This is a genomic window from Dickeya sp. CFBP 2040, assembly GCF_012273755.1.
Taxonomy (GTDB): domain Bacteria; phylum Pseudomonadota; class Gammaproteobacteria; order Enterobacterales; family Enterobacteriaceae; genus Dickeya; species Dickeya poaceiphila.
The window spans coordinates 20,489-40,866 of the sequence record NZ_JAAVXH010000025.1; the positions used below are offsets into that span (position 1 = coordinate 20,489).

Genomic DNA, 20,378 nt, shown 5'->3' on the forward strand with positions numbered 1-20,378 from the left:
CCGCCTTTCGGCGGGACAGTAATCAGAAGTCAACGCTATAGCCTAATGTCACGGTTCTTCCCCGACCGGAGAAATAACGTAATGGAACCGTACTCGCACTCTGTGAGTAATAGGTGATGTACTGTTTATCTAATAAGTTAGCGACCGATAAACTAACTTTTCCTTTCGGTAACTTATAACCGACGGCGGCATCCACCAGTAAATAACCGTTAAAGTCCTGCTGACGCTTATCCATAATTCTGTCGAAGGCGTAATTGGCCTGAATAAAGGAAGACCACTGCGGCGTCCAATTCGCAGACCAACTGGCGGTCAGGCGATCCGGCGGAATATTCAACCCGTCCAGCTTGCCATCGAGACTGCCGTTGCCATCGCTGTCGAACCACCCCTGAATATGGGAATAACCGACTTTCAGGCGGTGATCGTCATTCACTTTGTAACCCAATGAGGTTTCGATACCGTCGATACGGGTTTTCTGACGCTTGCTCTGGAAGGTGCCGTTCACATCCTCTACGCGTTCGCCCAGCTTGGATGTCGAGCGATAGTAACTCAGTTCAAACTCCACCGGGTCTTTCTGGATACGGAAGCCGGTTTCAACGTTATCCGTCACAATCGGTTCCAGCAGCAACATGTTGACCGACTGATTAGGGATTTTAATCTCGCGCAAGGTGCGACCCACATCGGGAATGCCGAAGCCCTGCGAGTAGTTGGCAAACAGACTTAGCGGCTGATAAGGCGTGGTCCACACCGCACCGACGTTATACAGCGTCTTGTTGAAACTCAAGCGACCGCCCTGCACATCCGCGCTGTTATTAGATTTTTCTATGGTACTGGCCGCCACGGTACGGAAGCTGTCGATATCCAGACGCGCATACTCATAACGTACTCCGGTGGTGATTTTCAACGAATCCACCGGTTTAATGTCCCACTGCATAAACGGCGACAGATCGGTGTACTTCATCTCAGGCGCATAGATGCGCTGAGTCAACCATAAATCCTGCTTGCCGGTATCAAACAGGGTATCGAAGCCCACGGTCGCTTTCAGGTAATCGTCCCAGATATCGTCTTTGGTCAACGTTACTTTTGTGCCGTAACGGCTGGACGTTACGCGAGACTGGTCATACAGACGCTTGAGCGGAGCGAGGCTAACATCCTGAAAAGAATCGGAAGTATCCGCACCAAATAACGACTCATAATTCTGGTAGTAAGCCAGTGAACTGAACTTCATACCCGCCAGATTGTAGTTATCGTAGGTGGCGCTGGTGGTCCAGACGCTGTTCATCGGCGCATCGCCAACCGGGCGCCCGGATACTGAGGTAGTCGGGATGCCGTTATTGCGGTCGCCTGCGATCCCCAGATAGTCCATTTTGCCCTTGATCTGATAACGGTTAAGGCTCAACTGTACCCGCTGGTCGTTATCCAGCCAGTACCCGACTTTCGCCATCACATCATAGGCACGGGAATCCATCAGATCGCCCTGAGTATTATCAACCCCGATAGGCCGATTTTTCCCATCAAGAAACAGCCCCTGATCTTCATAACTGACTGAAAACAGATAATCCAGATACTCTTCACGGCCACTGAACCCATAGGTGGTTTTATAGCTCATGGTATCGCCATCCAGTCTGGAGGTTGGCGATGTCGCCTCGACGCTGAAATGCTGATTAAACGAGCCTGGCTCCGGGCGACGGGTAATAATATTGATAACGCCGCCGGTCGCACCGATGCCATTACTGGCGCTGGCACCGTGAATCACTTCGATGTGGTCCACCATAGCAAAATCAATGGTGTGCATTTCGCGCCCGGTGGGGCGCAATGGGTTAGATTGTGGAATACCATCCACCAGAATCAACGGCGCGCGACCACGGAAAGTTTCACCGCTGCCACTCATTTTCTGACGGCTCGGCGCCATTGCCGGCAATAAATTACTTAATATCTGGGAAGAATCACTGGTAATTTGTCGCTGCTGGTCGATCTGTTCTTTGGTAATAATCGTCACGACCTGAGGCGAATCTTTTTTCTCGGTATCTGTTCGGGATGCCGTCACTACCATTTCGTTTTCATTTTTGTTTGTATTATCTGCTGCGTCAGCCTGTGCAAATAAAAACAATGGCGTCAACGCATATAATGCCCGCACTTTCATTCCTGCAACCTCATTATTATTTTCCCAGAAAATAGACACTGGCATTCTCCGCCAGCACAGATCATTAATGTTATTTTTTCCGTTTTGAGTGATAACCGTAATTACGCCGATAACCCGGTTGCTGTTATTTTTATTCGCTATCAAGACGATTACGGGAAACACATCGCCTGCTTACCGACGTCGGAATTTTGGCACTGCTTCAATTAGCGCCTGTTCGAATCGCATCACTACGCTGCGGCATTGCTCCTCGGTGATAATCAACGGTGGCAACAACCTGATCACGTTGCCTTGTCGTCCGCCTCGTTCCAGCAGCAGTCCCTGACGGAAACAGTGTTGTTGGATAGCCATCGCCAGTTCGGCATCCAGCGGATAACCGCCGCCCGCCTGTATTGGCTGACGCTCATCCACGATTTCAATGCCGAGCATCAGACCACGACCGCGCACCTGCCCCAGACAAGGAAAACGCGTCTGCAGTTGCGTAAACTGTTGCTTTAGCCAGTCACCACGGACCGCTGCCTGCTCAGCCAGCTTGTCACGCAGCAGAATATCGATAGTGGTCTTGCCGGTAGCCATGGCCATTTGGTTGCCGCGGAAAGTGCCGGTGTGAGTGCCCGGCTTCCAGACATCAAATTCGCGCCGAATGCCCAGCACCGCCATGGGCAAGCCGCCGCCTACCGCTTTCGACATTACGACGATGTCCGGCTCAATGCCAGCCTGTTCGAAAGCGAACATGCTGCCGGTACGGGCGAACCCTGCCTGCACCTCGTCAAGAATCAGCAAAATGCCATGGCGACGCGTCACTTCACGCAACGTTTGCAACCAGCTAGCAGGTGCCGGGTTGACGCCGCCCTCGCCTTGCACCGCTTCGACAATCACCGCAGCCGGCAGCGACATACCGCGCTCAACATCTTCAATAAACGCGGTGAAATAATGACTCAACGCTGCTACCCCTGCGTCACCGCCAAGCCCCAGCGGGCAGCGGTATTCATGGGGATAAGGCAGGAACTGGACGCCGGGCATCAGATTCTGCACTGCATCTTTAGGGCCGGTATTGCCAGTCACAGCCAACGCGCCGTGGGTCATGCCGTGGTAACCGCCGGAGAAGCTGATAATGCCGCCACGACCGGTATAGGTTTTCGCCAGCTTCAACGCGGCTTCAACCGCATCCGCCCCCGACGGGCCGCAAAACTGCAGGCAATATCGGTTCTCGCCGCCAGGCAGTTGCGCCAGCAGGGTTTCGCAGAAAGCATCTTTCAACGGCGTGGTGAGATCCAGCGTATGCATCGGCAGGCCAGATGCCAGAAACGTCTGAATACTGGCAACCACCTCTGGATGGTTATGCCCCAGCGCCAGCGTGCCTGCACCTGCCAGACAATCCAGATATGCGTTGCCGTCTACGTCTGTTACCCACACGCCTTGCGCTTGCTGAATCACCAGCGGCAGTTTGCGCGGATAACTGCGCACGTTGGATTCAAACCATTCCTGTCGTTCGAGATAATCCGCATTGGTTCTCTGCACCAGCTCCCTAACCACCAATTGTGTTTCTGCCATCGCCTCACTCCTGTGATATTGATAATAGCAATGATTATCATTAACGGTGATGATGCTCAAGTGTTATTTAAATGACGTTTTTTATAACCAAATCCTTACATTTACTGAAAGAATGCTAATTAACTATCGGCGGCAAGAGGACTTTTAGCGTTGGCTGGCATAAAAAAGCGGGAAAAGTTATGACAGGATGAAAATTCATTTTTGTGATAAAGATCACAAAAAACCATCAGGCAAAATTCATCATTTACTACACAAAGCGATCTCAGCGCAATCAGGCAATATATTGCTGTTAAAATTTGTAAAAATACCGCCAACTATCACTTTTCATTACTAAAACCCCACATTTTTCTGATCATAAAAAAGCCAATCCCCCCGCAGGAAAATCGGCTTTATAGCAAACTAACAGGGATTATTTCAGCGTGTTGGCGATTCCGGCTCAAACAGCGGCAACGGCTTACCGATGATATAACGCCGGCGCAAATGGGCAGACAGCACATCCATCAGCATCACCACCACCACCAGAATCAGGGTGATAAACATCACCACGTCCCAGTTCCATAATCGCATATTTTCCGCGTACACCAGCCCGATCCCCCCTGCGCCCACAAACCCCAGCACCGCGGCTGAGCGCACGTTCGACTCCATTTGGTACAGGCTGAGCGCCAGAAAGGTCGGGAACGACTGAGTAAAAATGCCGAAACGGTGCTTTTGCAGGCTGTTGGCGCCAACGGCGTCAAGCCCGCGGCTGGGTGATCGTTCCACCGCTTCGTGCCCTTCAGCATAGAGCTTGCCGAGCAGGCCGGCGTCCTGCATCAGGATCGCCAGCGCGCCGGACAGCGGTCCCATCCCCACCGCACGTACAAAGATCAACCCCCAAATCGCCATGTCGATGCCACGCAAAATATCCAGCAAACGGCGCACCAGCAACGCGACAGGCCGCAACAGTGGCGCGTGCATCACGTTGCGCGCCGCCAGAAATGACAACGGCAATGCCACCAGCGTGGCGGTCAGCGTACCGGCAAACACAATAGCGATGGTGATAAACACCTGCGACAGGTAATAACCCAATGGCCAGTTGAGAAAATCGTGCCATACGAACATACGCAGAAAATAGCGTCCCAGTTCACCAAAACCGTGTAGCCACTGGTCAATGCGGATACCAAAAAACATCAGAAATGCCAGATAGTAAAACAGCACCGCAGCCGCTATCAGCCCGATGCGCCATACATAGCGACGTTGCTGGCTGAACAACGCCGGGTATTGCTGTTTCATGGTGGCGACATCCACGGCCACCAGCGAATTGATGTTCATTTGCTGCCCTCCACAACCTGCTGCCGCAGCCAACCAGACACCGCATCCAGAATCGACACTACCACGATGATTAGCAACATGGTGATACTGACCTGATCGTAGCGATCCAGCTTGATATTGGTCATCAGTTCCTGCCCGATTCCCCCGGCACCCACCAGCCCAAGAATGGTGGATTGGCGAAAATTAATTTCCAGCCGCATAAAGCTGTAAGACAGCACGACAGGCTTGACCTGCGGCCACAGCCCGAAACGCATACGCTGCAACACACTGGCGCCACAGGCGGCCAGCCCACGTACTGGCCGTTCCGATGCGGTTTCGATAGCTTCATAAAACAGTTTGGTCAGGCTGCCGATGGTGTGCAGCGCCAGCGCCAGAAAGCCAGGAATCACACCGATGCCGAAGGCCATCACAAACATCACCGCCCACGCCAGCTCCGGCATGGTGCGCAAAAACGCCACCAGCGCACGAATGGCGAAGCGGATGCCCGGTGGACTGAGCGTATTGTCTGCCGCCAGAAAGCCCAGCACCACCGATGCAGCTACTGACAACACCGTTGCCGCCAGCGCCAGATTGAGCGTTTCCCAAATCAACGGTAGCTGAATAGACAAACGATAACCCCAATATGCCAGCGACCCTTCGGTATGACCGTCAGCAAGTAGCAGTCGCCAGTGCAGCACCGGCAGCGTCTCGGCCAGATAGTCGAAGAAATGAGGGAATGACGCCCACAAGGTATGCAGATTGAATTCAGACAGTTTGCCTGCGCCGACGTACAGCACGACCAGCGCCAGCGTCCATATCAGTGACTCGCGCTTTTGCTGCGTGCGTATGCGCCGGTAATAGCGTTCAAAATCAGGGTTCAGCATGAGTTTGGTCTGGATGGTGGAAAAACGATGAGTCGGCTGGCGACGCAACGAATCGAAAAAGAGGCATCCTGCCTGTGTTGCCGTCCGTCAACGTTACGCCGTTATGCACCGCCATTTCAGGCAAGGCCGGGGTTGATGACCCGGCGCAATAGCCTTAGCGGTTGCCTTTGATCAGTTCACGCTTCATAGCGATAATGGTTTTATAGTCATCCACACTGGCCGGGCCGATGTGCTGTTTACCTCCCACCGCCTTGATAAAGCACGCGTGGTCTTCTGTATCCAGCTTCTTCACTGCACTAATCAATTTCGCTTTAAAATCAGCCGGCAAAGCATTACTCACCAGAATCGGACCGTTCGGGATCAACGATGATTGCCAGATGATGCGAATCTGCTTCATCAGGTCCGGGTGGTCCATTCGAATCAAACGACCAAACGCGCCGCTGGTGTAGCCGGTATTGTAGTCGCCAATCATCGACGCCCAGGTCACCGCGCCGTCAAACTGACCGTTCAGCACGCCGAGGATGTCCTGTTCATGCCCGCCGGAGAAGGTGACACTGGAGAAGAAGTTGTTGTACTTGTTATCAACGCTGCCGCCGAATTGCTGTTTAAACGCCTGATTAGGAATCAGGTAACCGGAGGTGGAATCCGGGTCGGCGAAACCGAACGCTTTGCCTTTCAGATCTTCCAGCTTTTGGTACGGGCTATCGGCCTTGACCACCACCACCGAGTGATAACCGCGCGACTGATCAGCGTCATCCACCACGATGCCGACCACATCCACCGCGTTGGGGTCCTTGATATATACCGAGGCATACGACGACGGCGACATGCTCAGTACCAGATCAATCTTCTTACCCAGCAGCCCCTGAATCACACCGGCGTAATCGGAGGAGTTGCGCAGTTGAGTATCGACATTCAGTTCTTTATCGAAAAATTGTTTGACGCACTGGTTATCGCCAATTTGTTGGGTGGCGTTCTGCCCACCAAGAATGCCCAGGTTTAGCGTTTTCGGGGTTTGTGCGGCGAATACGCTGGCGGACACTACCGCACTTGCCAGCAACGTGGTCAACGTAAAGGTTTTCTTCATCAGTTTTGCCTATTTTCTCGTCATGCCAGGGTGGTGTGATATGTAGTAATGCGATGTCAAACAGGGAATTAATGAACCGGTTGCAGATCGTCGCCATACAGGGTGCACAGCAAACCGTCTGTCAAGGCTGACGGCGGACCGTCAAACACAATGCGCCCCTGGGCGATGCCAATGGCTCTGGAGCAGTATTCTTTTACCAATTCGACCGAATGCAGGTTCACTACCACGGTGATACCGTTGTCGCTCACCTGTCGCAACACATCCATGATGCGGCGGGTATTTTTCGGGTCGAGCGAGGCGACTGGCTCGTCGGCCAGCAGGATTTTGGGGTTCTGCATCAGCGCGCGACAGATAGCAACACGCTGCATCTGACCGCCGGAGAGGTTTTCCGCCCGCTGCAAGGCATGTGGCAACAGATTCATCCATTGCAGCAAACCAATGGCGTGCGCACGATCTTCATCGGAAAACAGCTTGAAAAACGATTTCAGGGTAGACGTCTGACTCAGGCGCCCCAGCAGTACGTTGGTCAGTACATCCAGCCGCGGTACCAGACAAAAATCCTGAAAGATCATGCCGCATTCACTGCGCCACCGGCGCATCTGCCGACGACTGAATTGCAGCACATCCTGTGCCGCGCCTTGCTCTCCATTATGCTGGTCAAAATAGTGGACTATCTGCCCTTCGCTGGCAGGAATAGTGCCGTTCATGACGTGCAACAAGGTAGATTTACCCGCTCCGGAACGGCCAATTACCGCCACCATCTCACCAGCGTGCAAATCAAAATTGATGTTCTCCAGCACCCGTTGCTGCTGGCCTGCATATGCCTTACACAGTTGCCGCACTGACAAAACAGGAAGCCGTGATTGCGTCTGGGGTTGATAAGCTTGATAAGCGCGCAGTTGAATAGCGCTTTCGGATGCCAACAATGCCTGTGCCATGGGTTCATCATCGCTTTAGTCAACACTATGGGCATTATTAAGCGCAGTGCAGATGAAGACTTGATGACAGCCTTGTGATTAGAAAATGAACATCACGGTGGATTTGTCAGCAAATATTCCCGTTGCTTTAGGCAGCCCTCCCCTTGCAGGCCAACGCCAACACGGTTCAGGCTGGATGACAGGCAGCCATGCCAACAGCCGCACTGACAATTTATGTAACAATCCACCTATATAACGATTCACCTATATAACAATCCACGTCCCATCGACTGCGGCGCACACGCCGTTCGGCAGGGGGTTTTGCATCAGCCAGGCATCGGTTTCGTGGCTGATATGGGTCAGCCAGGTTTGTGTTGGCTGCAACCATTCACGCACCTGCAACACCGTGTTGAGGTCACTGTGATTGAGCGGCGGCTTGTCGCGTGGCGGCTGGGTGCAGTCCATCACCATATGGTCGAGCCGTTGGCCGCGCAGAAAATCCAGCGTGTCATCCGGCAGGCCGCAGGTATCTGTCAGGTAAGCCACGGTGTGACTGCCTTGTTCCAGCAGGTAACCAAAGGTAGGTTTGGAATGATTAAGCGGCAATGCCGTCACCCATAACGCCCCCATCGCCACCGACTGAAACGGCGTCATCGCCGGCTGAAAATCCAGCCGACGCGGATGGTTGTACAGGTCATCGCAGCCCTGTTCATCCGGCGGGCCGAATACCGGAATGCGATCACCAATGCCCCAGCGCAGCGAAAACAACCCCTGCACATGGTCAACATGATAGTGCGTCAGCAGGATGCGCCGAATCTCGTTGACACCAAAGCGCTGTTCCAGTTGCGTGACGCCCGCGTCCAGCAGCGTCGTCTCGCCATCGCATCGTATCAACAGGCTACTCGGCCCGCGGCGAAAGCGTGGGTCCAACCGCGCGCGTTCGCAGGCCATGCACTCGCAACCGGTCAACGGCACTTGCTGCGCATCGCCGGTACCCATAAACATCAGTTCCATACCATTAGCTCCGCCTTTCATGCTCTCGTTTTTCAGCCGCCAGCAGGGTGTGGAACGCCTGTAGCGTCTGCGCCAGCGGTCCATCGTTATCCAGCCGTCGGCACGTCGCCGGAACCGGCATCGCACCGGCACGTTGTAACCGCTGCGCGATTTGTGCCTCATCTTCCCGTCCACGCTGGCGTAACCGCTGCGCCAGCACCGCAGGAGACACCTGCAAACACACCGGTAATAACCGACTGCCATAACGCTGCTGTGCCTGCGGGTGTTGAGCGCGGGAACCGTTGACCACCACATCCAGCCCGGCAGATAACCACAGGTCGATTTCAATACCGACGCCGTACTGATACTGGTGCGCCTGCCAGTGCAAGGCGAACAAACCGCACTCGCGCCGACAGGCAAACTCCTGGTCGCTCAGCGCAATGTGATTTTCGCCGCCGGCTTGTATTGGCCGGGTAATGTAACGGTGCGCCACCAACAGACGGGTTGGATGCGTCTGTCGCAGCGCATCCAGCAACGTGTCTTTACCGGAACCGGACGCACCGGTCAGCCAGATTACGCGCGCCATCAGAACACCTGCCGCCCCTGTGCCCAGACATGACTAATCCGCACCTGACCGTGGGAGCGATGTGCCAGCACCAGATCGGCGCGCCGCCCAGCGGCAATCCGCCCCCGGTCAGTTAACCCGACCGCCTGCGCCGAATTATCACTCACCATCGCCACCGTCTGCGGCAAGGTCAACGTATTGCGTTCATCCATAGCGAGGCGAAACGCTGCATCCAGTAGGCTGGCGGGATAATAGTCGGATGACAGAATATCCAGCAGCCCCTGCTCCGCCAGACGAGACGCCGCCACGTTGCCGGAATGGGAGCCGCCGCGCACGATATTGGGGGCGCCCATCAGCACTTTCATGCCGTGGGTGTGAGATACCTGCGCGGCTATCTCGGTGGTAGGAAATTCGGCAATCACGCAGCCTTGCGCCAGCGATTCATGCACATGCGCGGCAGTAGCGTCGTCATGACTGGCCAGCGCAATTCCTCGCTTGCGGCAGTGGGCGGCAATCGCCAGCCGGTTCGGCGTTGACCACTGTTCAGACAGTTTGCGCTGTTCGGTTTCAAACGCATCCATCTCGGCATTGTTCAGGTGATATTTGCCCTGATAATACTCACGGTATTTTTCCGGCGTAGCGAACTGCCGTTGCCCCGGCGAGTGGTCCATCAGTGATACCAGCGCCACTTGCGGTAGCGCCATCAACGCCTCAAATAATGGCAAGGTGGTGTCGTGCGGCAATTCACAACGTAGATGCAGCAGATGCTGCGCTCGGTTCACCCCTTGTTGCTGACTGTGAATAACCGCGTCAATCATGCGTTTCAGGTTATCAAGCCGGTGACCGCCGTCGCGTACATCGCCTATCGCCACCGCATCCAGCACCGTGGTGATGCCGCTGGAGACAATCAGCGCATCATGGCTGCTCATTGCCGAATGCGCTGGCCACTCCACCTTCGGGCGCGGCATGAAGAACTTGTCCAGATTGTCGGTATGCAGCTCTACCAGCCCCGGCAACAGCCAGCCCCCTTCGCCATCCAGCGCCTGCGGCAGTTGACTGGACGAGGAGGAAAATGCCTCGATCACGCCGTCGCGCCAGGCCAGTGACCCGCTAATCACTTCATCCTGTAACACCAGTTGCACATTATTGATGATCTGGGTCGTCGCGCTCATGCCGTGAGTTCCTGCGTTGCGGGTGCCATGTGATGCAAGCGGTCCGCCACGCGGGCGCGTACCTCTGCATCGTGAAAAATACCGACGACTGCCGCGCCGCGGGCGCGCGCGTCTTCAATCAACCCGACGACGGCCTCACGATTGGCGGCGTCCAGAGAAGCGGTGGGTTCGTCCAGCAGCAGCAACGGATAGTCGGCGATAAACCCGCGGGCGATGTTGACGCGCTGCTGCTCGCCGCCGGAAAAAGTCGCGGGAGCCAGCGTCCATAACCGGCGCGGAACGTTGAGCCGGGTCAACAACTCGCTGGCACGCGCCTCACATATCGCCCGGTCTTCGCCGCGCTCCAGCAGCGGTTGCATCACCACTTCCAGCGTCGAAATACGCGGGATCACCCGCAGAAACTGGCTGACCCAGCCGATAGTGTCGCGCCGCACCGCCAGCACCTGCCGGGCCGGCGCGGTCACCAGATCCACCCAGGTATGACGATGTCGCACCCACACCTGGCCGCTATCCGGCTGGTAGTTGGCGTACAGCGAGCGCAACAACGTGGACTTGCCGCTGCCGGAGTGACCATGCAGCACCACGCATTCACCCGCCGCTACCATCAGACTGGCCTGATGCAACACCGGCAGCCGGGCGGCGTGCTGGTTATGCAGCACAAAAGTTTTACTCAGATTTTCCACGCGCAGAATGGTCATGGATGTGCCTTCGGTTGTCATAGTTCATCTCATCGCCAGTTGCGCTTATCCCAATACCGACGACACCAGTAACTGGGTATAAGGATGATGCGGATCATCCAGCACCCGGTCGGTCAGGCCGCTTTCCACGACCTTGCCTTCGCGCATCACCAACAGCCGGTGCGCCAGCAGACGCGCCACGCCGAGGTCATGGGTCACAATCACTACCGCCAGACCGAGATCGCGCACCAGCGTACGCAGCAGATCCAGCAACCGCGCCTGCACCGATACATCCAGCCCGCCGGTGGGTTCATCCATGAACACCAGCTTCGGATGAGTGACCAGATTGCGGGCTATCTGCAACCGCTGTTGCATACCGCCAGAAAAGGTGGTGGGCAGGTCATCGAGCCGCGACAGCGGGATTTCCACATCCTGCAACCACTGCCCGGCCTGACGACGAATATCGCCGTAATGGCGAGCACCGACCGCCATCAGCCGTTCGCCGATGTTGCCGCCCGCCGATACGCTGGGGCGCAGCCCATCCAACGGATGCTGATGCACCACTCCCCACTCGGTGCGCAGCAGGCGGCGGCGATCACTTTCGCTCATGGCGTACAGCGAGCGGCCCTGATAATCAATCTGCCCAGCCTGCGGCATCAGTCGGGCGGAAATCGCCCGCAACAGCGTGGTTTTGCCGGAGCCGGACTCGCCGACAATACCCAGCACCTCGCCGGGATACAGGTCGAACGACACCTCGCTGAACCCCTTGCCGGGCGCATACAGGTGGGTCAGATTGCGCACCTGCAACAGCGGTATTTCATCGTCACCGCCAGCGCCCGTGACCGGCACGCCAGTCTTATCCACGCAAGCCTGATCCACGAAAGCCTGATCAATGTGATTCATGGTGCCCGGCCTCCTGACGCTCGCGGCAATAATCGGTATCGGAACAGACGTACAATCGGGTTCCCTGATCGTCCATCACCACCTCGTCGAGATAGCTGTCACGCGACCCGCACAGCGCACAGGGCTGATCCCAGCGCTGAACGCTGAACGGATGGTCGTCAAAATCGAGGCTTTCTACATTAGTGTAAGGCGGCAGTGCATAAATGCGCTTCTCGCGCCCGGCGCCAAACAGTTGCAGCGCCGGCATCTGATGCATCTTCGGGTTGTCGAACTTGGGAATGGGTGACGGGTCCATCATGTAGCGACCGTTCACTTTCACGGGGTACGCGTAGGTGGTGGCGATATGCCCGAAGCGGGCGATATCCTCATACAGTTTCACCTGCATGATGCCGTACTCCTCCAGCGCGTGCATTTTGCGCGTTTCCGTTTCCCGTGGTTCGATAAAGCGCAGTGGTTCGGGGATCGGCACCTGATAAATCAGGATCTGGTCTTCACGTAGCGGCGTTTCCGGGATGCGGTGGCGGGTCTGAATCAGTGTCGCCTCGACGGTACGCTCGGTAGTCGCCGCCCCACTGACCCGCTGAAAAAAGCGGCGAATCGACACCGCGTTGGTGGTGTCGTCAGCACCTTGATCAATCACTTTCAGCACATCGTCATCACCAATCAGGCTGGCGGTAAGCTGGATGCCGCCGGTGCCCCAGCCGTAAGGCATCGGCATCTCCCGTCCGCCAAACGGCACCTGATAACCGGGGATCGCCACCGCTTTGAGAATGGCGCGCCGAATCGTGCGTTTACTTTGTTCATCCAGATAACCGGGGTTATATCCGCTCAGCGTGTTCATCGCACTCCTCCTGCGGTGGCTGGCGTAACTGGCGCAGCAAGGCCAGTTCGGCCTGAAAATCGACGTAATGCGGTAACTTGAGGTGAGAGACAAAACCCGCCGCTTCCACGTTGTCGGCGTGCGACAGCACAAACTCTTCGTCCTGCGCCGGGCTGCCGACCGGTTCCTGATAGTCCGACGCTTGCAACGCCCGGTCCACCAGCGCCATCGCCATCGCCTTACGTTCGGCCCGGCCAAACACCAACCCGTAGCCACGAGTAAAATGCGGCGGCTCCGCCTCCGGCACGGTAAAGCCGTTGACCATTTCACATTCGGTCAGCAGGATGTCGCCAATCTCCAGCGCAAAGCCCAGTTCTTCCGGCTCAATTTCCACCGTGACGTAACCGGTACGAATCTCACCGGCAAACGGATGGGTGCGGCCATAACCACGCTGGGTGGAATAGCCCAGCGCCAGCAGGAAGCCTTCATCACCACGCGCCAGTTGCTGCAACCGGGCGCTGCGCGGCATCGGGTACACAGGCGGATCACGGGTGATATCCAATGGCTCGCAGCCGTCGTCCTGCTCAGTCGCCGCCAACCCCTCCGCCGTCATCATGGCGAACATGTGCGGACAGTGCGCCGCCAGTGGTTTCTCAGCCGTTGGCGCGACTGGCTGCTCGCCTTCCGCCAGCAGCGCAAAATCCAGCAACCGGTGGGTATAGTCATAGGTCGGGCCGAGCACCTGCCCGCCGGGCAGATCCTTGTACACAGCTGAAATACGCCGCTCCAGTTGCATCCGCCCGGTATCCAGCGGCAGGCTGTCCGCCAGCCGGGGCAGCGTGGTACGATAGGCCCGCAGCAAAAAAATCGCCTCCACCAGGTCGCCGCTGGCTTGCTTTATCGCCAGCGCCGCCAGTTCCCGGTCATAAATACCGCCTTCGGTCATCACCCGGTCTACCGCCAACCCCAGTTGCTGTTCAATCTGCTCTGCCTTCACCTCCGCCAGCCGGGTATCGCCGCGCCGCAGATTGGCCTGTAACTGATGGGCCGCCTCAATGGCTTTCTCCCCCCCTTTCACTGCGACATACATCAGCACACCTCCACATGCGTGGTACGCGGCAGCGCCATCAGCGTGCTGCCGCAGGTAAACATGAAATCCAGCCCGGCGGGAAACGGATGCGGGCGATGTTCCAGATAATTCAGCACGCTGTCGGGTAACTGCGGCGCAATCATACGCGCTTCGGCAATACCCGGCCCGGTCAGGCGCAATGCGCGACCACCGCCCAGTGTGGGCACTTCCAGCACCAGCGTCGTGCTGTTTTCCGGCGCGATGTCGTCGCCAGCGGCAAATCCCTCCAGCGACAGCTCCCGGCTGACCGGCAACAAGGCGAATGCCGCCGCCTCACGCGCCACCAGCTTCACACCGGTGTGAAAACGCAGGTTGGACAGCAACGTTTCCTGCGACAAAGCCGGGTCGAGCCATAACGGCGTTTCACGGTCCATCAGCGTTAACACCACGGCAGTAGCGGAAGACGATAAACCGTCCCAGCCATTGTCATGGTCCAGCGATACCACCACACCCGGCTCGCTCATCGCTTTCAGAATGCGGCGAAAAGCGTACTGCGCATCACGCCACGGATGGGAAAATCCGGCCAGTAACGTCATGCGTTATCTCCCCGCACCAGCGTAAAGAAATCGACCTTGCTACTGGCTATCTCACACGCCCGTTGCTGACGCAATTCATCACGGGTCGCGGCCAGCGGCACGATCAGTTGTTGGTAGACAGCGCTTTGCACACCTTGTTGTTGCAGCAAAGCGTCGATCAGCGCACACAGTTCGGCGTGAGACTTGTTGCGACCGGTGATGTAGCTGTAGCCGCAGGTGCCATCGTCCAGCCGAACTACTGCACGGGTGACGGTCACATCGCCCAGTACAAAGCGATTACCGGTCGCACCCATGCGCGCCTGTAAGCGGGCCAACCCGATTTCCGGGGCGCGTAGCAACTGCCAGGACGGTTGCAACTCCAGCGACAGCCAGTGACGCCGCAGTTGCTCTGCATCGCTATGCGCCAGTACCGACAGCCAGCGCTGCCGTGGGGTGTGGGTTGTCATTCAGTGCTCCATGGTCAGTTCGATCATGTCGGCCCGCGCCAGACTGACGGAGTACTCCGCCACCCGGTCGCTGCCGTTACAGGTATTGAGCGTGCGGATACACATCAACGGGGTTTGCCGCGCCACTTCCAGCAGTTGCGCTTCTTTCGCCTGCGATGCACGGGCGCTGATGCGGGTCTGGCGGCGGGTCAACGCTTGCTGTAGCTCACGCGACAGAAAATCATGCAGCGACCCGCTGGTGAAACGCTGCAACGCCGGCCACCAGTTGAGTTCCGGCAGGTAGTGATCGATTAGCGACACCGGCACGCCGTTAACCCGGCGCAGCGTGCGCAGATGAATCACCTCGTCGCCCTCTTTCCGCCCCAATGCCGCCGCGACCCCGGCGTTAGCAGGGCGCAGCACCGCCAGCAAGCGCTCGCTGGTGGGGTGACTGCCCTGTTCCAGCAGGTTCTGACTGAAACGCGCCTGTGCATGTAGCGGGTAATCATAAGGTCGCATCAACACCAGAATGCCGACACCGTGCCGACGCTGTACCAACCCTTTATTCACCAACTCGTCCACCGCCCGGCGCAGCGTATGGCGATTGACGTCATAACGCGCCGCGAGTTGCTGTTCAGACGGCAGGTAATCGCCACAGCGATACACCGTGCGCAGCTCTTCTTCCAACCGGGCAGCGATAACCTGATACACAGTGGTAGGATGTCTAGATAACCTGTCCATAAAAAACTCCTGCTCGCAGGTTCAACTCCGCATCCCAACTGGCACACGGATTTTGCTTAACCCCGACACGCAACCAGACAATGCATCGATTCAGTCAGGGGAATAGCGGCTATGTTGACAGGACGGTGTGACAAACTGGCGAAGCGTGGATGACGAAATAGTGAAAGAAAAAAGGCAGGCGGTGAGGCAGGTTGATTTAATATTTTAGATCTTTTTTTGATTTCAATAGTAACGGGAAGGCAATAATAAAAATGAATAATATTGTGAGTAGTCAAATTGACATGACTGATCTCAGTATAAACAGAAAAATATAAAACACCCCTATAATATAAAGAGTAAAAAAAGCCTTTTCATTAAACAGGAATACCAACACAGTGCTTCTGGTAAAATCCTGCAGGAATAATTAATTTACAACCTGTTTATTCACCCCTTTTGACAAGGGGTGAATAAACGATTTATCAATCAGGATTTATTTTCAATATACGCAACGACCTCCACTTCAACTAAAGCTCCCATTGGCAGTTTTGCGGCCTGAATACAGGAGCGGGCTGGTGCAGTATCCGTACCAAAAAAATCTTCATAGATCTTATTAAAATCTGAAAAATGAGCCATATCCGACAAGAAACAGGTGGTTTTAATCACATTACCCATCGTCGAGCCACACTTCTCAAGGATTGACTGAACGTTTTTGAGTGATTGTGCAGTCTGCTCTTTAATTCCTCCATCTGGAAATTTCATTGTTGCCGGGTCCAGAGGAAGTTGGCCGGAAGTGAAAATCAGATTCCCAAACTGGATAGCCTGAGAGTAAGGGCCGATTGCTGCGGGGGCCAGCTCAGTATTAATTTTTGATTTCATAGAGACACCTATCTGTTACTTTGTTTTTTACAAAAAATGTCTATGCCTGATGTATTCAGATAAATAGTTATCATCATTAAAGATGAATCGATATAATATAGAACGATATTATCGCCCATTAAAAACCGTTATTATCATCACGTTGTAAAGAAAAGAGTCGTTATATAAGTATGATGCGCTGCAATCAGAACAAATGTTTAATGATATTCAAAACACCTGCAAATAAAGCACAGATACCTGTCAGGATCACGAACCAGTTCATAAAGCCACCTTTTAAATGACTCAGTTTTGGTACCTTGTGAAATGCATACTGAGGTAAGAAAAAAACAATAAACACACTGATAGGCACCATGAAGTATTTAATAATATTAATAACATCCAGATTTGCAACTGTAGGTATCAGCGTAATAATGAAGACGACGCCAACAGATATAAGACGCATACCCAGTCCGTTAGAGAACGAGTTTCCGCATTTAAATATATTAAGAGCCATGCCAATCAAACTTTCTCGTGTGGCTATAAATGTACCGAGGAAAGCTTTCATTGCCGCAAAGAAAATAATCACCTGGGAACAAATAGCAAGCCAAGGCGCATCAAATTTTCTCGCCAGAATAGATAAAGAAGTAAGATTCTCAATTCGTGCTTCTTTAATTTCTGCTGGCGTTAAAGAAAAAATACAACCTAATGCGAAGAATACCACTGTTGAAATAATGATGATTAAAGAGAGAATCAAAATCTGATCAATTTTTCTAAATGCCTGTTCCCCGTGAGACTGCTTGTAATGAGCAACCAGACTGGAAACAATTGGGGTGAAGCTGAACGCAAAGATCAGAACTGGCAGATTATTAAATGTTGATTTGACAATTTCAGGAATGGAATTTGTATTTTCTTCTGCTGTCAGAAAAGACATACTCCAGTGAGGTACTGACATTACACCAAAGAAAATGAGTGAAAGTATGAAAGGGAAGACTATTACGCCAACAACCTTCAGTATTGTTTCTGTTTTTCCAAGAGAAATTAATGACATAGCAAGGATTATTCCAAAAACGGTAGCATTTCTGTTTAAAGGAGGAAACCCAAGCTGTGTTTTAAAAAAATCCAGAAAAGTATTACTCATTGTAATGGCATAAACAGCCAATGATGGAATCATGATAAGGAAATAAGCAACTGTCAAGTACTTCACCGCTTTATTCCCCAGCAATTCATTCGTAGTATCAATAAGGTTGCTCTTGGATGTTTGCGAAACTGTTCCTACGGCAATATATTGTGAAAGGACCCGGTAAGTGAAATATGTTACCGGGAATGCTAAGGCAATGAGTATAACCATTGACCAGAGGCCAGCGCTGCCGAGACTTATAGGCCAGAAAAGTGAACCGCTACCCACAGCACAGCCATAAATAGCTAAAATCCATAGTACATCTGTTTTGAAACTGTTTCCTATCATATTGGACGTAAGGATACTGGAAGACATATAAATCTCCTTAATTGAGGAACTATTATATTTTATATTGTTACTTACAGAGTCTTTTTGAGGGCGTAATCCAGGTCGTCAATGAGCTTCTGACTGTCTTCAAGGCCAATGGAGACTCTGATTAACGATGAATGCCCTTTAAAAAATGAACGTGACTGCAACGATTCAACCGAATAGTAAGCGATAAGGCTTACGGTTCCGCCATAACTGGCACCAATCCTAAACCGGGATAACGCATTAAAAAAATCATCCAGGCGTTTTTCGTTTTTAAGGGTGAAGGAAAATACAGAACCATATCCTTCGAAATATTTATTATACAGTGCATTATCTTCTGATGAGGCCAGCCCCGGATGCAATACCGAGGAAATTGCAGGGTGATTTTCCAGCCACTGCGAAATAATCCTCGCTGAGTGGGAATGTTTTTCCTGACGTAACGGATAGGTTTCAATCCCTCTCAGGGCAAGGTAACAGTCATCCGGGCTAACATACATTCCCATGACATCCTGCAGATTCCTGAGTTTCGTATGCCATCCGATATCTTTTGTGCTGATACTTCCCAGCAGTACGTCAGAATGCCCATTCAACATTTTTGAAACAGCTTCAACCACAAAGTCCGCCCCAAATTTCATTGGTTTGAACAGTAAAGGACCAGACCATGAGTTATCCATTACCGTCAGAATATTTTTCTGCTGTGCAATTCTGACAATCTCTTCTGTATCCTGAACCTCCATTGTCAGGGAACACGGCGATTCCAGCATGATCAGTCTGGTATTATCCTGAATAACTTCACGTAAAAAACTGGTTTCTCTCGGTGGTACGAAAGTCACGTCAATCCCCAGCGCAGTTAAATTTTCTGTCAGGAAATTTCTTACCGGACCGTAGCATGAATCAGGGACCACAACATGATCGCCATTCTTTAATGTTGCCATTAATACCAGTACCAGCGCAGATTGCCCGGAAGGGAGCACAATAGTATGTTTAGCGCATTCAAGTTCTGAAATTACATTTTCTAACTCCCTGTGAGTAGGGGAACCTGTAATCCCGTAACTGAATCCATCTGGCTGACGTTTTCTTCGTTCTTCAAAACTCTTAAAGTTATTAAAGACGATTGTAGATCCTCGGTATATCGGTGTGGCTAAAGAGTTAAATGAATTTTCGCAATTATCATTATTCATTCCAGTTACCTGCTTTGGTTGCTATCACAGGCTTCACTATTGCGCTTCAAATTGTATATTTCTATACTTCCAGCTAATGACTTCATAAGTGCAGGTAATATATTTATGTACCGGGAAATTGAGACCTTCAGGGCGGTGATGCTTACAGGTAGTGCCACCAAAGCGGCTGAAATGCTTGGTATTTCTCAGTCGGCTGTCAGTCAAAAATTAAAAATTTTTGAAAATGATTACGGAATTGAGCTTTTCAGACGTGAAAGAGGCAGATTGGAAGCAACCGAAAATGCTCACATACTTATGGCAGAAGTGGAGAAGCATTTCAGGGGTATTGAACTCATTGAACACAAGATGAAATCCCTTAGAAATCGAATAGATACAACCATTCATCTGGCCGCCCATCCCGTATTCGGACAAAAGCTGACTCCGAAAGTCATTGCAAGCTATGTAAAATCATCCGTGACGCAAGTCAAATTTTCAATTAACAGTTCACGCGATATCTATGAGACGGTTGACTCAGGTGAATTTGATTTTGGGCTTGTAGCCAATGAAATATATGGAAATAGTTGCGTGTTTTATAGTTTTTGTGCGGTAAATGGCGTTGTCATTGCTCCCAGGAACACCATCAAAGGGAACAACAAGATGATTAGCCTGTCTGACATGGCAAAGCACAATTTCATCTCCCTAAACGCTGAGGATACGACACGGATAGCGCTTGAAAAGGAATGCAGAACAAAAAAAATAAATTTAAACGTCATTGTTGAAACACCTTTTTGTCATACTGTCATGGAAATAGTTAAGGCTGGCTCAGGTATCGGCATTGTTCATCCGTTAACACTCATAGATATTGGTCCGGATGAACTTGATGTATTCAATCTCGATGAAAAAATCACATTTGGAACAAATTTAATATTCAGAAAAGATAAAATTCTCAAGGATAGTGCAAAAGAGCTTATTAAAAAATTAAGAATTCAGACTGCAAGAGAACTGAAGGATATTTCACAGAATCATCATATTGATATAAAAACAAAACAATTTAATATTTGAATAGTA

General features: G+C 52.8%; 21 protein-coding genes. 2 read left to right on the forward strand and 19 right to left on the reverse strand.

Going from position 1 to position 20,378, the window contains the following annotated elements; all coding sequences use genetic code 11:
- Window positions 1-22: 22 nt before the first annotated feature.
- The 4 genes from Dpoa2040_RS03355 to phnE (Dpoa2040_RS03370) all read right to left on the reverse strand — a co-directional run bounded on the left by Dpoa2040_RS03355 (window position 23) and on the right by phnE (Dpoa2040_RS03370) (window position 5,865).
- Entirely contained in the window at window positions 23-2,140 is a 2,118-nt protein-coding gene (locus Dpoa2040_RS03355) for a TonB-dependent receptor (protein ID WP_168640338.1), read from the reverse strand.
- 171 nt (window positions 2,141-2,311) lie between these two features.
- A complete protein-coding gene (locus tag Dpoa2040_RS03360; protein ID WP_168640297.1) occupies window positions 2,312-3,691 on the reverse strand; it encodes a diaminobutyrate--2-oxoglutarate transaminase in 1,380 nt (459 codons plus the stop codon).
- Between the two features lie 414 nt (window positions 3,692-4,105).
- Window positions 4,106-5,002 (reverse strand): phosphonate ABC transporter, permease protein PhnE, encoded by an 897-nt coding sequence (gene phnE, locus Dpoa2040_RS03365; protein WP_168640298.1) that lies wholly within the window; start codon window positions 5,000-5,002, stop codon window positions 4,106-4,108.
- Window positions 4,999-5,865 (reverse strand): phosphonate ABC transporter, permease protein PhnE, encoded by an 867-nt coding sequence (gene phnE, locus Dpoa2040_RS03370; RefSeq protein WP_210423804.1) that lies wholly within the window; start codon window positions 5,863-5,865, stop codon window positions 4,999-5,001. The genes phnE (Dpoa2040_RS03365) and phnE (Dpoa2040_RS03370) overlap by 4 nt, the downstream gene beginning before the upstream one ends.
- 27 nt (window positions 5,866-5,892) lie before the next feature.
- Here phnE (Dpoa2040_RS03370) and Dpoa2040_RS03375 point away from each other — a divergent pair, with 27 nt between their 5' ends.
- Window positions 5,893-6,036 carry a hypothetical protein gene (locus Dpoa2040_RS03375; protein WP_168640299.1) on the forward strand — a complete coding sequence of 48 codons (144 nt, stop codon included), beginning with the start codon at window positions 5,893-5,895 and terminating at the stop codon, window positions 6,034-6,036.
- Here the strand turns inward: Dpoa2040_RS03375 and phnD are convergent.
- The 15 genes from phnD to Dpoa2040_RS03450 form a co-directional block, all read right to left on the reverse strand.
- Window positions 6,020-6,952 carry a phosphonate ABC transporter substrate-binding protein gene (phnD, locus tag Dpoa2040_RS03380; protein WP_168640300.1) on the reverse strand — a complete coding sequence of 311 codons (933 nt, stop codon included), beginning with the start codon at window positions 6,950-6,952 and terminating at the stop codon, window positions 6,020-6,022. The genes Dpoa2040_RS03375 and phnD overlap by 17 nt on opposite strands.
- A 68-nt stretch (window positions 6,953-7,020) precedes the next feature.
- Complete coding sequence (gene phnC / locus Dpoa2040_RS03385) at window positions 7,021-7,890, reverse strand: phosphonate ABC transporter ATP-binding protein (RefSeq protein WP_168640301.1); 870 nt, start codon at window positions 7,888-7,890, stop codon at window positions 7,021-7,023.
- A 243-nt stretch (window positions 7,891-8,133) separates the two neighbouring features.
- Window positions 8,134-8,883, reverse strand: coding sequence for a phosphonate metabolism protein PhnP (gene phnP, locus Dpoa2040_RS03390; protein ID WP_168640302.1), 750 nt, complete (start codon window positions 8,881-8,883; stop codon window positions 8,134-8,136).
- Between the two features lie 4 nt (window positions 8,884-8,887).
- Window positions 8,888-9,448, reverse strand: coding sequence for a ribose 1,5-bisphosphokinase (gene phnN, locus Dpoa2040_RS03395; RefSeq protein WP_168640303.1), 561 nt, complete (start codon window positions 9,446-9,448; stop codon window positions 8,888-8,890).
- A complete protein-coding gene (phnM, locus tag Dpoa2040_RS03400; RefSeq protein WP_168640304.1) occupies window positions 9,448-10,599 on the reverse strand; it encodes an alpha-D-ribose 1-methylphosphonate 5-triphosphate diphosphatase in 1,152 nt (383 codons plus the stop codon). The genes phnN and phnM overlap by 1 nt, the downstream gene beginning before the upstream one ends.
- Window positions 10,596-11,318, reverse strand: coding sequence for a phosphonate C-P lyase system protein PhnL (gene phnL, locus Dpoa2040_RS03405; RefSeq protein ID WP_168640305.1), 723 nt, complete (start codon window positions 11,316-11,318; stop codon window positions 10,596-10,598). The genes phnM and phnL overlap by 4 nt, the downstream gene beginning before the upstream one ends.
- Window positions 11,319-11,342: 24 nt before the next feature.
- The gene (gene phnK / locus Dpoa2040_RS03410; RefSeq protein ID WP_210423805.1) at window positions 11,343-12,179 is read right to left on the reverse strand and encodes a phosphonate C-P lyase system protein PhnK; all 837 of its coding nucleotides are present in this window, start codon (window positions 12,177-12,179) and stop codon (window positions 11,343-11,345) included.
- Window positions 12,166-13,020 carry an alpha-D-ribose 1-methylphosphonate 5-phosphate C-P-lyase PhnJ gene (locus tag Dpoa2040_RS03415; RefSeq protein ID WP_168640306.1) on the reverse strand — a complete coding sequence of 285 codons (855 nt, stop codon included), beginning with the start codon at window positions 13,018-13,020 and terminating at the stop codon, window positions 12,166-12,168. The genes phnK and Dpoa2040_RS03415 overlap by 14 nt, the downstream gene beginning before the upstream one ends.
- Window positions 12,998-14,089, reverse strand: a complete 1,092-nt coding sequence (locus Dpoa2040_RS03420; protein WP_168640307.1) for a carbon-phosphorus lyase complex subunit PhnI — start codon at window positions 14,087-14,089, stop codon at window positions 12,998-13,000. The genes Dpoa2040_RS03415 and Dpoa2040_RS03420 overlap by 23 nt, the downstream gene beginning before the upstream one ends.
- A complete protein-coding gene (phnH, locus tag Dpoa2040_RS03425) occupies window positions 14,089-14,664 on the reverse strand; it encodes a phosphonate C-P lyase system protein PhnH (protein WP_168640308.1) in 576 nt (191 codons plus the stop codon). The genes Dpoa2040_RS03420 and phnH overlap by 1 nt, the downstream gene beginning before the upstream one ends.
- Complete coding sequence (gene phnG / locus Dpoa2040_RS03430) at window positions 14,661-15,110, reverse strand: phosphonate C-P lyase system protein PhnG (protein ID WP_168640309.1); 450 nt, start codon at window positions 15,108-15,110, stop codon at window positions 14,661-14,663. Before phnG ends, phnH begins: the two co-directional genes overlap by 4 nt.
- A complete protein-coding gene (phnF, locus tag Dpoa2040_RS03435) occupies window positions 15,111-15,830 on the reverse strand; it encodes a phosphonate metabolism transcriptional regulator PhnF (protein ID WP_146411379.1) in 720 nt (239 codons plus the stop codon).
- A 462-nt stretch (window positions 15,831-16,292) separates the two neighbouring features.
- The gene (locus Dpoa2040_RS03440) at window positions 16,293-16,685 is read right to left on the reverse strand and encodes a RidA family protein (RefSeq protein WP_168640310.1); all 393 of its coding nucleotides are present in this window, start codon (window positions 16,683-16,685) and stop codon (window positions 16,293-16,295) included.
- A 184-nt stretch (window positions 16,686-16,869) separates the two neighbouring features.
- Window positions 16,870-18,156, reverse strand: a complete 1,287-nt coding sequence (locus tag Dpoa2040_RS03445; RefSeq protein WP_042869782.1) for an aromatic amino acid transport family protein — start codon at window positions 18,154-18,156, stop codon at window positions 16,870-16,872.
- 44 nt (window positions 18,157-18,200) lie between these two features.
- Window positions 18,201-19,331 (reverse strand): PLP-dependent aspartate aminotransferase family protein, encoded by a 1,131-nt coding sequence (locus Dpoa2040_RS03450; protein WP_042869779.1) that lies wholly within the window; start codon window positions 19,329-19,331, stop codon window positions 18,201-18,203.
- A gap of 105 nt (window positions 19,332-19,436) precedes the next feature.
- Between Dpoa2040_RS03450 and Dpoa2040_RS03455 the strand changes: the two genes are divergently transcribed.
- Window positions 19,437-20,372, forward strand: coding sequence for a LysR substrate-binding domain-containing protein (locus Dpoa2040_RS03455; protein WP_042869777.1), 936 nt, complete (start codon window positions 19,437-19,439; stop codon window positions 20,370-20,372).
- Window positions 20,373-20,378 lie beyond the last annotated feature (6 nt).

Coding starts and splice junctions, on each gene's coding strand:
- Dpoa2040_RS03355 (WP_168640338.1), bottom strand. CDS start 2,140: ATGAAAGTGCGGGCATTATATGCGTTGACGCCATTGTTTTTATTTGCA.
- Dpoa2040_RS03360 (WP_168640297.1), bottom strand. CDS start 3,691: ATGGCAGAAACACAATTGGTGGTTAGGGAGCTGGTGCAGAGAACCAAT.
- phnE (WP_168640298.1), bottom strand. CDS start 5,002: ATGAACATCAATTCGCTGGTGGCCGTGGATGTCGCCACCATGAAACAG.
- phnE (WP_210423804.1), bottom strand. CDS start 5,865: ATGCTGAACCCTGATTTTGAACGCTATTACCGGCGCATACGCACGCAG.
- Dpoa2040_RS03375 (WP_168640299.1), top strand. CDS start 5,893: ATGAGTCGGCTGGCGACGCAACGAATCGAAAAAGAGGCATCCTGCCTG.
- phnD (WP_168640300.1), bottom strand. CDS start 6,952: ATGAAGAAAACCTTTACGTTGACCACGTTGCTGGCAAGTGCGGTAGTG.
- phnC (WP_168640301.1), bottom strand. CDS start 7,890: ATGGCACAGGCATTGTTGGCATCCGAAAGCGCTATTCAACTGCGCGCT.
- phnP (WP_168640302.1), bottom strand. CDS start 8,883: ATGGAACTGATGTTTATGGGTACCGGCGATGCGCAGCAAGTGCCGTTG.
- phnN (WP_168640303.1), bottom strand. CDS start 9,448: ATGGCGCGCGTAATCTGGCTGACCGGTGCGTCCGGTTCCGGTAAAGAC.
- phnM (WP_168640304.1), bottom strand. CDS start 10,599: ATGAGCGCGACGACCCAGATCATCAATAATGTGCAACTGGTGTTACAG.
- phnL (WP_168640305.1), bottom strand. CDS start 11,318: ATGACAACCGAAGGCACATCCATGACCATTCTGCGCGTGGAAAATCTG.
- phnK (WP_210423805.1), bottom strand. CDS start 12,179: ATGAATCACATTGATCAGGCTTTCGTGGATCAGGCTTGCGTGGATAAG.
- Dpoa2040_RS03415 (WP_168640306.1), bottom strand. CDS start 13,020: ATGAACACGCTGAGCGGATATAACCCCGGTTATCTGGATGAACAAAGT.
- Dpoa2040_RS03420 (WP_168640307.1), bottom strand. CDS start 14,089: ATGTATGTCGCAGTGAAAGGGGGGGAGAAAGCCATTGAGGCGGCCCAT.
- phnH (WP_168640308.1), bottom strand. CDS start 14,664: ATGACGTTACTGGCCGGATTTTCCCATCCGTGGCGTGATGCGCAGTAC.
- phnG (WP_168640309.1), bottom strand. CDS start 15,110: ATGACAACCCACACCCCACGGCAGCGCTGGCTGTCGGTACTGGCGCAT.
- phnF (WP_146411379.1), bottom strand. CDS start 15,830: ATGGACAGGTTATCTAGACATCCTACCACTGTGTATCAGGTTATCGCT.
- Dpoa2040_RS03440 (WP_168640310.1), bottom strand. CDS start 16,685: ATGAAATCAAAAATTAATACTGAGCTGGCCCCCGCAGCAATCGGCCCT.
- Dpoa2040_RS03445 (WP_042869782.1), bottom strand. CDS start 18,156: ATGTCTTCCAGTATCCTTACGTCCAATATGATAGGAAACAGTTTCAAA.
- Dpoa2040_RS03450 (WP_042869779.1), bottom strand. CDS start 19,331: ATGAATAATGATAATTGCGAAAATTCATTTAACTCTTTAGCCACACCG.
- Dpoa2040_RS03455 (WP_042869777.1), top strand. CDS start 19,437: ATGTACCGGGAAATTGAGACCTTCAGGGCGGTGATGCTTACAGGTAGT.